The organism is Robertkochia sediminum (assembly GCF_016786255.1).
GTDB lineage: Bacteria > Bacteroidota > Bacteroidia > Flavobacteriales > Flavobacteriaceae > Robertkochia > Robertkochia sediminum.
The window spans coordinates 104,315-119,346 of the sequence record NZ_JADMKT010000077.1; the positions used below are offsets into that span (position 1 = coordinate 104,315).

The 15,032-nt window shown below is 45.9% G+C and carries 13 protein-coding genes; 2 read left to right on the forward strand and 11 right to left on the reverse strand.

The annotated features are described in order from the left end of the window. The first annotated feature begins 145 nt into the window (after positions 1 to 145). Positions 146 to 1,003: a DUF2911 domain-containing protein gene (locus IS446_RS10360; protein WP_203060437.1), complete on the forward strand. Its 858-nt coding sequence runs from the start codon at positions 146 to 148 to the stop codon at positions 1,001 to 1,003. A 76-nt stretch (positions 1,004 to 1,079) separates the two neighbouring features. Here the strand turns inward: IS446_RS10360 and IS446_RS10365 are convergent, their stop codons facing one another. The 11 genes from IS446_RS10365 to IS446_RS10415 form a co-directional block, all read right to left on the reverse strand. Then, positions 1,080 to 1,616 carry a GNAT family N-acetyltransferase gene (locus IS446_RS10365; RefSeq protein ID WP_203060439.1) on the reverse strand — a complete coding sequence of 179 codons (537 nt, stop codon included), beginning with the start codon at positions 1,614 to 1,616 and terminating at the stop codon, positions 1,080 to 1,082. Positions 1,617 to 1,681: 65 nt separating this feature from the next. After that, entirely contained in the window at positions 1,682 to 2,338 is a 657-nt protein-coding gene (locus IS446_RS10370; protein WP_203060441.1) for a hypothetical protein, read from the reverse strand. Between the two features lie 169 nt (positions 2,339 to 2,507). Further along, the gene (locus IS446_RS10375) at positions 2,508 to 2,696 is read right to left on the reverse strand and encodes a hypothetical protein (protein ID WP_203060443.1); all 189 of its coding nucleotides are present in this window, start codon (positions 2,694 to 2,696) and stop codon (positions 2,508 to 2,510) included. 266 nt (positions 2,697 to 2,962) lie between these two features. Next, positions 2,963 to 3,238 carry a hypothetical protein gene (locus IS446_RS10380; RefSeq protein ID WP_203060445.1) on the reverse strand — a complete coding sequence of 92 codons (276 nt, stop codon included), beginning with the start codon at positions 3,236 to 3,238 and terminating at the stop codon, positions 2,963 to 2,965. A 133-nt stretch (positions 3,239 to 3,371) separates the two neighbouring features. After that, positions 3,372 to 5,105, reverse strand: coding sequence for a sodium:solute symporter (locus IS446_RS10385; RefSeq protein ID WP_203060446.1), 1,734 nt, complete (start codon positions 5,103 to 5,105; stop codon positions 3,372 to 3,374). 106 nt (positions 5,106 to 5,211) lie between these two features. Continuing rightward, a complete protein-coding gene (locus IS446_RS10390; protein WP_203060448.1) occupies positions 5,212 to 7,743 on the reverse strand; it encodes a PIG-L family deacetylase in 2,532 nt (843 codons plus the stop codon). A 96-nt stretch (positions 7,744 to 7,839) separates the two neighbouring features. Further along, positions 7,840 to 8,373, reverse strand: coding sequence for a mechanosensitive ion channel domain-containing protein (locus IS446_RS10395; protein ID WP_203060449.1), 534 nt, complete (start codon positions 8,371 to 8,373; stop codon positions 7,840 to 7,842). A gap of 5 nt (positions 8,374 to 8,378) precedes the next feature. Continuing rightward, positions 8,379 to 9,290 carry a septum formation inhibitor Maf gene (locus tag IS446_RS10400; protein WP_203060451.1) on the reverse strand — a complete coding sequence of 304 codons (912 nt, stop codon included), beginning with the start codon at positions 9,288 to 9,290 and terminating at the stop codon, positions 8,379 to 8,381. A gap of 36 nt (positions 9,291 to 9,326) precedes the next feature. After that, positions 9,327 to 9,920 carry a Maf family nucleotide pyrophosphatase gene (locus tag IS446_RS10405; protein ID WP_203060452.1) on the reverse strand — a complete coding sequence of 198 codons (594 nt, stop codon included), beginning with the start codon at positions 9,918 to 9,920 and terminating at the stop codon, positions 9,327 to 9,329. A 60-nt stretch (positions 9,921 to 9,980) separates the two neighbouring features. Beyond that, entirely contained in the window at positions 9,981 to 10,511 is a 531-nt protein-coding gene (locus IS446_RS10410) for a KdsC family phosphatase (protein ID WP_203060454.1), read from the reverse strand. Further along, positions 10,492 to 11,256: a Rossmann-like and DUF2520 domain-containing protein gene (locus IS446_RS10415; RefSeq protein WP_203060456.1), complete on the reverse strand. Its 765-nt coding sequence runs from the start codon at positions 11,254 to 11,256 to the stop codon at positions 10,492 to 10,494. The genes IS446_RS10410 and IS446_RS10415 overlap by 20 nt, the downstream gene beginning before the upstream one ends. A 238-nt stretch (positions 11,257 to 11,494) precedes the next feature. Here IS446_RS10415 and ccsA point away from each other — a divergent pair, with 238 nt between their 5' ends. Then, the gene (gene ccsA, locus IS446_RS10420) at positions 11,495 to 14,680 is read left to right on the forward strand and encodes a cytochrome c biogenesis protein CcsA (protein WP_203060458.1); all 3,186 of its coding nucleotides are present in this window, start codon (positions 11,495 to 11,497) and stop codon (positions 14,678 to 14,680) included. Positions 14,681 to 15,032: the final 352 nt, after the last annotated feature.

Sequence of the window (15,032 nt, forward strand, 5' to 3'; positions counted from 1 at the left end):
AAGTTAAACAATATAGATTGGTGGAGATCTGTCAGTTTAAGCTTAATCCTTAGGTATTTAGCTATTTATTGTTTTGTTAACAGGAATAATAGGTCTTAATTGCTAAATTCGGACTGTTCAAAAACCAATTTTAATCATCACAACAATGAAAAAAGTACTCTTATCTGTTTGTTTTATAGCGGCGTCCTTTACCGGAATGGCCCAGGTAGAAACGCCACAACCCAGCCCTGCTGCTGAGGTGGAGCAGGTTGTAGGTCTTACCGAAGTGGAGGTGGACTATTCCAGGCCTTCTATGAAGGGACGTACCATTTTTGGAGATCTGGTGCCTTACAATAAGCTATGGAGAACCGGAGCCAATGCCAATACCACCATCACTTTTGATACCGATGTTACCGTTGGCGGTAAGGAAGTAAAGGAAGGAACCTATGCGGTATTTAGTATTCCCGGAGAAAAGTCATGGGATATTATGCTGTACAGTGACACCAACAACTGGGGAGCTCCGAGAGAGTGGGACGAAAGCAAAGTGGTAGCTAAGGTTACTTCTGAAGTTACAAAATTGCCATTTAAGGTGGAGAGCTTTACCATCGGATTCGGAAATCTGACCAACAACGGAGCAACCATGGATATCATGTGGGAGAATGCTATGGTTTCCATGCCTTTTGAGGTGCCAACCAAAGAGCTGGCCACGGCGAGTATTGAAAAGACTATGGCCGGACCTGGTGCCAATGCGTATTTCAGTTCTGCTGTATACTACCTGGAGGAAGGGCTTGATCTGAACAAGGCCAAGGCCTGGATGGATAAGGCGATCGAAATGGAAACTGCTAACCGCGGCGAAGCTCCTTACTGGATGCTGCGTCAGAAGTCACTTATCCATGCAGGAATGGGTGATGCCAAAGGCGCTATCGCTGCAGCTAAAGCTTCACTTGCAGGAGCAGAAAAAGCCGGTAATATGGATTATGTTGCTTTGAACAAAAAGTCTCTCAAAGAGTGGGGGGCAATGTAATGAGCACATACCTTAAAAAGGAAAAGCGCAGGATGTCCTGCGCTTTTTTTGTTCCCTTCAATAGGGGCTATGATTTTTAGCATGAGTCCATTCGCTTGGGCCAATCTTCCTTCTTAAGGATATATCTGCGATCGGTACATTGATCACGCTTATTATAAAATTCTCTTACCGGAGTAAAGAATTTATCGAGGATTTTTGCTGAGGGAATATTTTCAACATTTACATCGGCTGCAAGTGTATTTATACCCAATACGTTGAAATAATGATCTATCATGTGGCGGGTCAATTCGGTACCATAGCCCTTTCCCCAATATTTTGTGCGGAATCGATATCCGATCTCCCGTTGGTTTTCATCATTGGTTAAAAGGGCGCAGAAACCGATTAGTTCTTTGCTGCCTGTTTCATAAACACCCCAGGTGATCTTTTCCCTGGTCAGTGGGGCTTCAGGGTAGTCTGTAAAGATCTCAAACTTCGCCCTGATCTCTTCTTCGGTCCATCTGGGCTGGGGTATGGGGTCGATGACCCTGGGGTCGGATAGCAACTCTATGAACAGCTCCAGGTCACTTTCCTTCATTTCTCTAATTTCCAGTCTTTCGGTTTTGAACAGGAGCATAGTGGAGGATTTAAGGTTGCTTAATAGTTTTAGAAGGAGGATATATAAATGTTTACGGGGTGGATCTAATTCCCACTAGCCAAATAGATCTCCCGTCCGTATTTAGGGGTGACAATTTTTATTTCTTTTTCATAACGGTCTTCCAGGGTGATTACCATACCTCGTTTAAAGAAGGTTTCGTTTTCATACCTAAAGGTTTCAGGTTCTTCATTGATACATCTTTCATATTCCTTCTTGGAGACAAGTTTCCCTGAGGTGAGGTTGAAATCTGTTGATTCCAAATATTCACAAAGTTTGAAATACACATGGGTGAATTCGACTAATTCAAATTGATTATTTTGAAACCGGTAGCTATCGGTATATGACCATTTCCAGTTACTCCCCCCGGAGAAGTAGATCTTTAAGATGCCATTTTCTATTTCAATACTGTGAAAAGGGTCCCCCATCATACGACCTTCTTCACTTTTTAAAATAGCACTTCTAGATCTTCGCCATGTGGTCCATACTCCTGATGTATTTTTAAGAATTTGAATTTCCCGAACATTACCAAGGGGCGTTTTTTCATGAGTCTCGTAAACGATCACTTTTTCGTCTGTTCCGTCAAGGTCCAGATCCCCATTAATTTCTGTAATAATTTCAGCTTTATTTCGAATTGGAGTGCTTTGGCCAAAAGTACAGTTCAAAGAATACGCTGTAAGTAAAATGTAGCATATGGTTTTCATATAATGTTTTAAGATGGTACTCGATCTCACAGGAAAGAGTTGTATTTTAAATTGGGGTTATGTCCGTTGATCCCAGCGTTCTCTTTTGTATATACCGTTAACCGGATGTCCTTTAGACGTTAATAGTTTGATCGGGTCTATTCCGTAATAGACGTAAAACGACAGTTAATTAGTTCTTGGACGATTTCCTGTTTGCGATATAAACAAAAACCATAGCAATAAGTAAAAGGGAACTGGAAATTATCCCATAGACACTTCCTGAACTATTCTCCTTTTTTAATTCGAGCATTTGCAATACCAAGAATACGATACCACCTGCCAAAAATATCATGGGCAGGATTCCTCTTTTTCCGAACATATGATCTTATTGTTTTTGAAACCAAGACGCAACTAAATAACCCAAATACTGGCCTTTTCTAGATGCAAGTCCGAATATAACGAAAATAGTCGAACCCCCTTAGGCTTAATGACAGTTAGTCTTAAGGTGATAGGCTTTTACGACCTATACCCTCTAAGCGGTGGTGTTACCTTAATTTAGTGGAGATCTATGCAGAATTCTTCAGCTTCGTTCATGCTCATATGGTCCGTCTTTCGCTAAGCATCACATATAGGGATGCATAAACCCTATTTCCCGATACGGGGAAGATACACCCTCTTATAGTAAATAAATCCAAAGATCCACCCGAAAAAGACGATACCAATAGACCACCATATTTTACTCCCTGTGCGCATTTTTGTTTCACCCCAAGTATCTTTCAGGCCTAATGCTATATAGACCAAAATAAACACAAAAGCCAGGTCCAGAACAAAAGGGGCTCCGGCCCAATGGAGGATCTTCATCAGGGTGGCGATAAGGGTGAATACAAGGCTAAGAATTAAACTGGGTAGGAAATATCTCATCATATAAAAATTAAACCATGCTCGTGGTGTTAGCGAAATAGGATATTCTTGCGACTGTGTACACTCTTATTAGTACTATTTGCGCTGTTTTGCCAGATGGACTGTTTTGTATTAACATGAGCCCAGACATCCATTATTTCCTTAGGCCGATCATTTTTCCAGACCTGCTTGTGGTCTCAAAGATCAGGGCTAACAAGATCACCAAAGCGCATCCGATAAAATTCAGCCAAAGGTAGCCGAGTTTCTCGCTTCCGGCGTCGTGAATGTGGATGGCAAAATAATAGATCCCGATAATGATGATCTGGGTGAGTACCCCTGCTGTAAATACCGAGTTTCTTCTAATGTACGGAATGAAGAATCCGATGAGGAACATACCCAATACATTCCCGTAGAAGATCGATCCGATGATATTCACCAACTGGATCAGGTTATCGATCAGGGAGGCGAAGTTAGCAAACATGATAGCGATGATCCCCCAGAGCAGGGTAAACCATTTAGAAGCATTGAGGTAGTGTTTAGCGCTTTTCTCTCCCTTTTGATTGCGCTTATACAGATCCATGGTGGTGATGGTTCCCAGAGCGTTGAGCTCTGATGCGGTAGACGACATGGCCGCTGAAAAGATCACCGCGAGGAGTAAGCCGATAAGTCCGGTTGGGATGTTGTTCAGGATAAAGTGAATGAACACATAATCCTTGTCGTTGGTTTCGATATCGGGATCTGCTTTTGCAATGATTTCCTTGGCTTTGTCCCGGTTAATGCGTTCGGCCTTATTGATGGCCTGGATCCGGTTCTTGGCAGCTACGATCATTTCATAGTCTTTTACATCAAGTACTGCCGAGTAATGTTCCTGGGCGATCTTCTTTTTTACTTCCAGGTCTTTGTGTTCTTCCTGCAGCTGGTGATACGCCGTGCTGTATTCAGAGTTCTCAATAGCGGCCTGAGCGGCAGGGTTAAAGTTGAGCGGACTGCTGTTGTACTGGTAAAAAACGAAAACCATAACCCCGACCAGTAAGATAAAGAACTGCATGGGCACCTTGAGGAGTCCGTTAAAAATGAGTCCCATCTGGCTCTCCCGAACCGATCTACCGGTGAGGTAGCGCTGTACCTGCGATTGGTCGGTACCAAAATAGGCCAGGGCAAGGAAGAATCCGCCGGTGATCCCACTCCAGAAGGTATAGCGGCTTTTGGTCTCGAACGAAAAGTCGAGGATGTTTAGTTTATCGTTGGCTCCTGCTATTTTCAGGGCTTTAGAAAAGTCGATATCGGAGGGGAGGTAGCTCATAACCAGGAAAAAGGCAGAGAACATCCCGACCATGATCACGAACATTTGCTGCTTTTGGGTAACGCTTACAGCATTGGTACCCCCGGAAACGGTGTATATGATCACCATAACACCGATAACGATATTCAGGGTTTCCAGTTTCCATCCTAATACGGCAGAGAGGATAATGGCCGGAGCGTATATCGTGATCCCGGCACCGAGTCCGCGTTGAATAAGAAATAATACAGCGGCCAGGGTACGCGTTTTCAGGTCGAACCTGTTTTCGAGAAATTCGTAGGCGGTAAAAACCTTCAGGCGATGGTAGATGGGAATAAAGATCAGGCAGATAAACACCATAGCTATGGGTTGCCCGAAGTAGAACTGTACAAAGCCCATCCCGTCGTGAAAAGCCTGCCCAGGGGTAGACAGAAAGGTGATGGCACTGGCCTGGGTAGCCATAACCGAGAGTCCGATGGTCCACCATTGCGCCTGCTTTCCGCCTAGAATATAATCTTCAACATTCTTACTTCCCGTGGTTTTCCAATACCCGTAGCCTACAATAAAGGCCAGGGTCCCAATAAGTACGATCCAGTCTAGTAGCTCCATCTTAGATATTTGAGGTCATGATCAGGTAAAAAATGAAAATGTAGATAGCGTTCGCGATGAGCACGATACTATATGAGCGTTTCCAGACTATTTTTCCCAGCATAATTTATTTTTTCAAAGGTGTTTTTATTGGCATACTGTCCTTTCCTAAAGAGAGGATATTGGCAAAAAGTTTATAGGCTCCGGGAACTCCTGCGGGCAATTCACGAAAAAAGCTAAGTCCGGTATACGCGTAATATCCTTTACCGTATGGGGCAACGAGCAAACTTCCGTTAGCAGGTGCTTCTCCGGGGTCGTTCATAGACAGCACCGGTGTAAATTCTGCGCCCCATTCTCCCGGAAAATAAAGTCCTCTTTCCTGAACCCATCCTTTAAAATCGTCTGCACCGATCTTGTTGGGGAAGTTCAATACGGGGTGATCGGGAGCTAACAGGCTTACCGGTGAATTTTCGTTGGTTACACGGGTGCGGGAGAGGTTGAGTTTATAAGGCGCCAGGTTAGGCATGTTAAATCCTCTTCGTCCCGCTGTATTGTATTGCACCACCATGGTGCCTCCTTGAGCTACATAATCGAGAAGGAACTGCTGTTTATTGCGCATTTCTTCTTCCAATACATTATAGGCGCGAATCCCGGTAACAATGGCATCAAAGCCTTCAAGATTGGCAGGGGTGATATCTTCCGGTTTGATCGGGATCACTACATAGCCAATTTGCTTTAAACTTTCCGGGATGGCATCTCCTGCCCCCATGATATAGCCAATGTTCTGGCCGGCCTTGGCAATATTAAGTCGTACGACCCTGGCTTCTGATGGCAATAGTACGAGTTGCCTTGGAATGTGCGGATAATCAATGGTGGCCAGCTGTTTGTCGTAGGATCTATTGCCTGAGGTGATCACCGGAATCAGTGTTCCTGTACTCTCTCCGGCGGGAGGGATCACCTCAAAATAATACGTTTTTGTGATCCCCTTGTCGGCGATCCTTACATCGATCTGTTCCGGGACACTTTGCCAACCATCAGGTAATTGAAGAGATAGCGTTCCGTTGATCCCTGGGGCATGTGCTTCAACGGTAACCGGGATGTGTTTACCCTTACTTTCATTGAAGATATACACCTTATCGGCCAGGCTGGTGGTCACAGCGGGAACGATCTCAAAGGGTTGGTACAGTTCGCCCTTGTCGGGTTCGGCATACTTGTAGGTGAGTGGCTTTTGGAGCACCATCTTGACACCTTCGATCTCTACTTCGATATGTGCCGTTACAGCTTCAGGAGTTTCCGGTAATCCAATTAGTCCTTCAGGGGCACTGTACATACCTAAAGTACTTTTTTTATTGAGCCAGTAGGGGGTGCTCGGACTGACACTTTCGGGTACCTTAAATGTTACCGGAATGTTGTATTGGGTATTGCTTTCGAGGGTCTCGTTCACTTCGGTAGTCGTTTCAGAAGGGAAGAGAGTAACCCTGTTGATCTTAATTTTCGCGCCAGACCTGTTGATAGCCTGCAGGTCTGCACTCAGAGACTCTCCGGGTACTGCCATCGGACTTTTAGTGACCGCTTCGGCGAGGAATCCTGCACACCCTTCGATAAGACTGGTGATCTGTTGGGTTTTGTAGGTTCTCCAGTAATCATCGTCAAGTTCGCGGATAAGCTTTAGCGCCCTCAGTAATTCCGGCAGGTGAACCGAAGGGTCCTTAAAATTAAAGTTTTGCTCCATTTTGCTAAGGATAGCACCAATGGCCGCTCCTCCTTTAACCCGCTTCCAGGACGTGTCTATTCCTGCGAAAAGGTGGTTGTTCTCTGCAGGAGATCCTTTTAAGAATTCGAGGTATTCGTTCTGTGTTCCTCTGCTGCTCAGTCTCCCAAAGCCCTGACTCAGGTGCTGACTGCTGGCAATAGATGCCATCTCGTTATTGCTCATTCCTGCAAGAGGATAATAGGTGCCTATGTCGAATGAAATGAGCTTGCCTTTGTTTGCTTCCAGTAGTTTTTCTTCACTGCCGTAAAACCACCATGAGGTATTAAAGAACATCCGCTCCGGCTGCCATGGGCTCAGGTCTTTTAATTGCTCCGGAAAGGTATTGGGGTCATTGGCCAGTTCGAAGGCTTCTACACTCAGCATGGCCGAGGTGGTATGGTGACCATGGGTAGATCCCGGAGTTCTGTGGTCGAAACGGTTCACAATGATATCCGGCCTGAACTTTCGTATCGCCCTGATCACGTCGGCAAGGACACTATCCTTATTCCAGATCTCAAGGGTCTCATTCGGATTTTTAGAATATCCAAAATCATTGGCACGGGTAAAGAACTGTTCGCCTCCATCTACATTTCTCGCCTCCAGCAATTCCTGTGTGCGCAATACGCCAAGCAATTCGCGCAACTCACTTCCTATCAGGTTTTGTCCGCCATCACCCCTGGTGAGCGATAAATAGGCCGTTCGAGCCTTTTTCTCATTGGCAAGATAGGCTATAAGTCGTGTATTCTCATCGTCAGGGTGTGCAGCGATATAGAGGGCTGTTCCCAGAAAGTTGAGTTTTTGCAACTCTTGATACAGGTCTGATGAAGCTCTCGGAACAGGTTTTTGTGCAGACAGCGTGAAGATGGAAACCCATCCGGTAAGGAGGGTTAGAAGGATCTTTTTCATATAGGTTGGATTGAGCTTGGCGATCAAATATAAAAAATCTCCTATGCCCTTATGGGTTTTTAAATTTTATTTAACGCTCAAAATACTACAAGAATATCATATCCCCAAATCGTCGTCATCGCCTTTTTCTAAGAGCACAACCCCCTTTTGCAGCAAGAGGCTGTTGGGGTAGGTAAGCAGTTCGTTGTCTTTGTTGCGCAGGTGAACGTAGAAGGCTTTAATGTCTTCAATAACCGCTTCTTCGGGGAAGTCCTTATCCTGAATTCTTATGCGGTCGCCTATTTTAAAGGGGAAGGAGAAGAACAGGATCACTCCGGCCGTGATGTTGCTCAGGATCGACCAGTTGGCAAATAAGGCTACGCCGATCACTGCAAATACCGAAGAAAATAACAGTCCGAGTTCTTCCAGGTTCACACTCCATATGAATCCGTAGATACCCAGGAGCAGTAGCCAGAAAATGGCATTGACATATTTAATAATGAGGAGGGTTCTCGCAGCGTTGTAATCGGCTGCCTGTCCTACTTTTTTAACGCCTTTGGTAATAAGGAAGCGCAACAAAAGAAGTCCGATAAGGACGATAACTGAATAAATGATGGAATCCAGATAGGGTTCAATGACATTGTACGACATATGATCTATAAACCAAGACTGTGGTAAAGATAGGTATCATTTTTCTTGTTTCGCTCCCAGTATGCTGTTTTAATGCGCTTAATTTTTTTGGCGCTGCTTTCCAGCATGACCGGGTTTTCGCCCCCGCTTAGATAGGTATCTTTCCAGGAGTGGATCACATAAGGGAATTCGGTATCAAAGGTAATGGCCAGTTCCCTGTTAAGCGAAGGATAGGTGAGGGCATAGGTGTATTGGCCTTTTCGTTTTCTCAACACGGCCTGTGCCTTGTATGCAACCGGTTCCAGGTGCATTAATTCCATGTATTCAAGGGCGGGGAGCATGTTGAAACTTCCCTGTGGCAGCTTGTTCGGGTCGAGGCGGATAATGGTCCAGATCTCGTTCTCCAGTTTTACGGGTTCCAACTCCCGGTACCTGTCGGCTTCCCCTTCGAAATAAGAGTGGGTAAGTATTTCGTAAACCCCACGGTTATTGAGCTGTGAATAGATCTGTCCGCACCATTCCTGTACCGATGCGCTCACCTTGATCGCGTGTTGCTTTTCTTCCAACGGAAAAAAGGTACTGCTCATAATAGAGTACGGATAGATGCCCGTTAAGAAGTTGCGGGTCATATTGAGTTTAAGTACCTGGTCTTTTCTTGAAGAAGCGCTTTCGGCCTTTACCTGCTGTTCGGTATTAAAAGGTTCGGTCACGTATATGAGTACGGCGTTTCCTTTTCTAATCTCACCATATCGGGCCTGTTCCAGCTCGTAAGAGGTGATCTCTGCTTCCCCTGAATTCCAGTAGTCCGAGAAATTAATAGCCAGTTCATACGGACTTTCCGTAGGGGAGAACACGCCCTTGTTGGATAGCCACATGAAGCTAAAGATAAACACCAGCAAAAAGACAAATGCTAGAAGGTATAGCCTGGCAGATTTCATGCAGATTTAAGGTTTATAGGTCTTTAAATGTACGAATTATTCTCTAACTGCAAGTATTTTAAGATTCTTATAGACCTCATTTACAGGAAGGCCTACCACATTAAAGTACGATCCTTCGATCTTATCGATACCTACCTGGCCTATCCATTCTTGTATGCCATAGGCACCGGCTTTATCAAAGGGGGCATAGGTGTCTACATAGTATGCGATCTCCTCAGGCAGTAGTTCTCTGAAGTGTACCTTGGTGATGGTATTGACCGTTTTCTGCAATTTTTTGGTGGTAAAACAGATGGAGGTGATCACCTCGTGAGTCTTTCCGGAAAGGGACGTAAGCATGGCGATGGCTTCTGCTCTTCCCGAAGGTTTTCCGAGTGCTTTTTCTTCATGCCACACAATGGTATCACTGGTAACGAGGATATCCTTGTCTTTGAGCTCTTCTTTAAAGGGCAGGGATTTTAACTGAGCCAGGTAATCGGAGATCTCGTATTTGTACAATCGGTCGGGATAGATTTCGTCTACCGGCTTCAGGCGGATCTCGAAATCGATATTCAGGTCCCTGAAAAACTGCTGGCGTCGGGGAGAACCGGAGGCCAGGATAATATGGTGGTCTTTTAATAGTTCCTTGAGCATGGTTGCGTACTGTTTCTTACGAAAATACGAATCGCTGTGAAGCCTGCTAAAGGCTTTGCATTAATCGTAACGAGCATCTTCAGACTTCAGCCATTTTCCCTGTACGCGCATGACCTGCTCGATGATGTCGCGAACACATCCTCTGCCTCCTTTTTTATGGGAAACATAGAGGGAAAGGTCCTTGATATCGGCTACAGCATCGTTCGGACAACAAGGGAGGCCTACCATTTTCATGACGTGGATGTCCGGGATGTCGTCTCCCATATAGATCGTATTCTCCGGCTTTATTCCGTAGATATCGAAATATTCGTCTAATTGCTCTACCTTATCGCTTACGCCTAAATGAATATCGGTAATTCCGAGCGCTCTCAGTCGCTGCTTAACTCCTTCATTACTTCCTCCTGAGATCACACATATGTTATACCCTTGCTGTATGGCTGCCTTCATGGCGTACCCGTCTTTGGTATGCATGGTTCGCAGCATTTGTCCGTCAGAGGTGATCTGAATGGTGCCGTCGGTAAGTACACCGTCGACGTCAAAAACGAAGGTGGTGATGTGTTCCAGGTATTGTTTATAGCTTTTCTCGCTCATAGGTGGCTAGTATTGATGCGGTTAGTACTTTGTAGACCTCCTCCAGGGGGGTGTTCCTCACCTGAATCAGCTGCGAATTTAAGGTTTTTTGATCATTTCTTCTGGCCGGACCTGTTTGTGCCGTGTACGGGTCCATGCGTTGTACTTTTTGAGCCGTCTCCAGCAATAGCGGATGAAGGATCTCAAAAGGGATGTCGTGTTCTTTGCATAGTGTTTCGGCCAGGTAGTACAGGTGATTGGTGAAATTGTTCACGACCACGGCCGAAAGGTGGATCTTCTTGCGTTGCTCACTGTTAATTTCATATACCCTGGGTGAAAGCGCTGCCGCCAGGGCTTTGAGTAGTTCAAGGTCTTCAGGCACTGCGGATTCCAGACACAACGGTACCTCTTTCCATGCTATTCGCTTCCCTTTGGTAAACGATTGCAGCGGATAAAATACGCCCCTTCTTTTATGGTCTGCGAGCGTATCCATTGGAATACTTCCCGAGGTGTGTACCACCAGACGATCACTAAACGGGAGTGCTTGACTTACTTCGCTTATGGCATCGTCGTTCACGCAGAGCATATAGATATCGGCCTCTTCCAGCTGGTCAAAACTGTTGACTATTGGAAAAGGAGGAAGTTGCTCAGGATCTCCGGGAGTTCTGTGCAAAATTTGCTTTACAGTAAACCCCTTAGAGGCATTTATGGCAGGAGCAATGGCCTGCGCCACATTGCCGTATCCGATGATGATGACCGTTCTCATACTACGAAAATAATACTATAAACCGAGGAGTTGCAAACACAATGGGTAAAACTGCGTTCTTGCACAGGCTGCCGGCGGAATTCAAGGTAGATAGTCCTGTTGACCTTAGAGTTATAGCACTCATGCGTGGCGATCGTTGAATGCCTATGGTCTATTGGTAATATCGATATCATTTAGTGGTTTGTTCTCTGATAAATACCCTATTTTTGCACACTGAAATTTCAATCTTTTGCCTCTAATGATCGATACTATAAAGAAAATACTATTCTCTACGCGCCTTATGGCCGTTCTGTTTATTGTATTTGCTACGGCTATGGCCTTCGGAACCTTTATTGAAAGTTGGTACAGCACCGAAACTTCCAAGATCTGGGTGTACAATACCTGGTGGTTCGAAGTGATCATGGTATTTTTTATGATCAATTTTATCGGAAACATCAAGCGTTATCGCCTGTGGAAGTGGGAGCAGTGGCCGGTATTATTGCTGCACCTTTCTTTTGTGCTTATCATTCTCGGGGCTTTCGTTACCCGTTATATCGGGTATGAAGGGGTGATGCCAATACGTGAAGGAAGCAGTGCCGACTTTATGCTTACCGAGAAAAAATATGTGACCGCTTTTGTCGATGGGGAGATCGATGGTGAGCCACGCAGAAGAGGATTCCAGGATGAGATCATGGTAACTCCGGAAGCGATAAGCAGCTCGCTGCCGTGGAAGTCTGATTTTAACGGTCAGGATTTCCGTATCGATTTTGCCGGATTCATTCAGGGGGCAGAAGAGGGGCTTATCCCTTCTGAAGTCGGGGACCTTTACCTTAAGATCGTTGAAGCCGGCGGAGGGAATCGCCATGACCACTTTTTAAAGAGTGGAGAAGTAACGAGCATTCACAATATCCTGTTCGCCTTGAACAAGCCTACGGCAGGCGCTGTAAATATTACCCTTAACGATTCTGTGAGTACCCTTGAGTCGCCATTTGCAGGTAGTTTTATGCGTATGGCCGACCAGTTCCAGGGAGAAGTGGTAGCCGATAGTATTCAGCCCCTAATGATGCGATCGCTCTACAATACAGCCGGAATGCAGTTCGTATTTCCTGAGCCGCTCATTCGCGGTTCTTATGGGGTGGTGGAAGCTGAAGAGAAGACCGAAAACCAGCAGGATGCCCTTGTTCTTAATGTTACAGCCGGAGGAGAAACCAAACAGGTGAAGCTCCTTGGCGGAAAAGGATTTATCAACGACCCTAAGTCGGTTACCGTTGGCGGACTCGATTTTGCGTTGAGCTACGGGTCTATCCGTCATCAATTGCCGTTTGCGATTCAGCTTAACGATTTTATTGCTGAAAAATACCCCGGTACCGAAAGAGGATACTCATCGTTTATGAGTAAGGTTACTGTAAACGACGAGCGCAGCTTTGATTACGATATTTATATGAATCACGTTTTGGACCACGGCGGATACCGCTTTTTCCAGTCGAGTTTCGATCCCGATGAAAAGGGAACCGTACTTTCGGTAAACCATGACTGGTGGGGTACCTGGATCACCTATGTGGGGTATTTCCTTTTGTATATCGGACTCATGGGGATCATGTTCTTCGGGAAGACGCGTTTCAAGGATCTCGCGCAAATGCTGGAGAAGGTAAAGGCTAAAAAAGCTACGCTTACCGCTTTGTTGGTGCTGTTCTCCTTCCAGCAAATGACTGCCCAGGACACCCATGACCACGATACGGATCACGATCACGAGCATGAGACCACTGCCATGGTCATGCCTACCCAAAACCAGATCGACTCTGTGTTGCAGGCTACCCTGGTGAATAAAGAGCACGCGAAGCGATTTGGAGAGCTCGTGGTACAAGATGAGCGCGGACGAATGAAGCCGGTGAATACCTTTGCTTCTGAGCTATTGAGAAAATTGAGTAAGAGCGATGAGTTCAACGGGATGGATGCCAACCAGGTGCTCCTGTCCATGCTTCAGAATCCCGGACTCTGGTATAATGTAGACTTTATCTACATCACCAAGAAAAACGACAGTATCCGTAAGATCATTGAGGTACCTGAAGGACAGAAGTACGTGACGGCTGTTGATTTCTTCGATGGCACCAACTACCGCCTCTCATCATATCTTGAGGATGCTTACGCGACCAATACCCCGAACCAGTTTCAGAAAGGCTTCCGTGAGTTCGACCTTAAGCTCGGGCTATTGAACCAGGCCCTGGGAGGAGATATCCTTCGTATTTATCCGCTTCCTCAGGATGAGAACAACAAATGGGTGTCGGCTCCGGAATTTGCCAAAGAAGGCTTTGTAGTTCAGGATTCCCTGTATGCCAACTTCATAAGAAATTCCCTGCCGTTCTATATGATGAGCCTGAGAAAGGCGAAGGCAACGGGAGATTATACAGAGGCAAATAATATTCTGGAGGCTTTACATAAGAACCAGCAGAATTTTGGAGGGGAAGTGCTTCCTTCAGAAAATAAGGTGAAGGCCGAGATCCTTTATAACGAGGTGAACATCTTCGAAAAACTCCTGGTGTATTATATGCTCTTTGGGGTGGTTATGTTTGCTTTGATCATCTTCCAGATCTTTAAAGATGCCAAATGGCTACGCTGGGGAATTACCGGGATGAAGGCAGGTATCGTGATCCTGTTCCTGTTGCAAACGGCAGGTCTTGCCATTCGCTGGTACATCAGTGGGCACGCTCCATGGAGTGATGCTTATGAGAGTGTGCTTTATGTGTCGTGGAGTACCATGGCCCTCGGATTGGCTTTCGGACGAAAGAGTGACCTGACCATTGCCGCTACGGCCTTTGTTACGGCAATTATCCTCTTCGGAGCGCATATGAACTGGCTCGACCCGGCTATTGCCAATCTTCAGCCGGTACTGGATAGCTATTGGTTGATGATCCATGTGGCGGTGATCGTGGGAAGTTACGGGCCGTTTACCATGGGGATGATCCTCGGGATCGTGGTGCTCTTCCTGATGATCTTTACCACTCCGGGCAATAAGAAAAAAATGGCCATTAACATCCAGGAGCTCACCATTATCAATGAGCTCGCCCTGACCGTAGGGCTGGTGATGCTTACCATCGGGAACTTCCTTGGCGGACAATGGGCGAATGAGAGCTGGGGACGCTACTGGGGTTGGGATCCTAAGGAGACCTGGGCCCTGATCAGTATCATGGTTTATGCCTTCGTTATCCACATGCGATTGGTTCCCGGCCTGCGCGGCCGATGGGCGTTTAACTTTGCCAGTATCGTGGCCTATGCCAGTATTATGATGACCTATTTCGGGGTTAACTTCTACCTTACCGGACTGCATTCGTATGCGAGTGGTGATAAGGTGATCACACCTACATTCGTATGGTATTCGGTGATCTTTGTGATCATTCTCGGGGCTGTGAGCTACTGGGCGTATCAACGGAATTATAAGAAGAGCTAAAACGCTTTAGCGATACAGATAAAAGAGAAAGGCTGCCGGGAGGTGGCCTTTTTTTGTTACGGGTTACGAGTTACGGATGAAGCCCTTCTTCGCCGAAGCTTCGAAGGGTGAAAGAGTAAAGGGGTAAAGAGTTTTTCTAGTAGTTGTCTTTGCGAGGAGGGCAAAGCCCGAAGCGGCAATCTCATGAAGAGGTTAAAGCCCTTCTTCGGTATAGCTTCGAAGTGAATGGGTAAAGCCCTTCTTCGCTAAAGCTTCGAAGGGTAAAAGAGTAAAGAGGAGAAGGGGTGGTTGAATGAGGCGTACATTGTGCTTACGCATTACTGCGTCACCGCATCACTGTCTCATCATATCA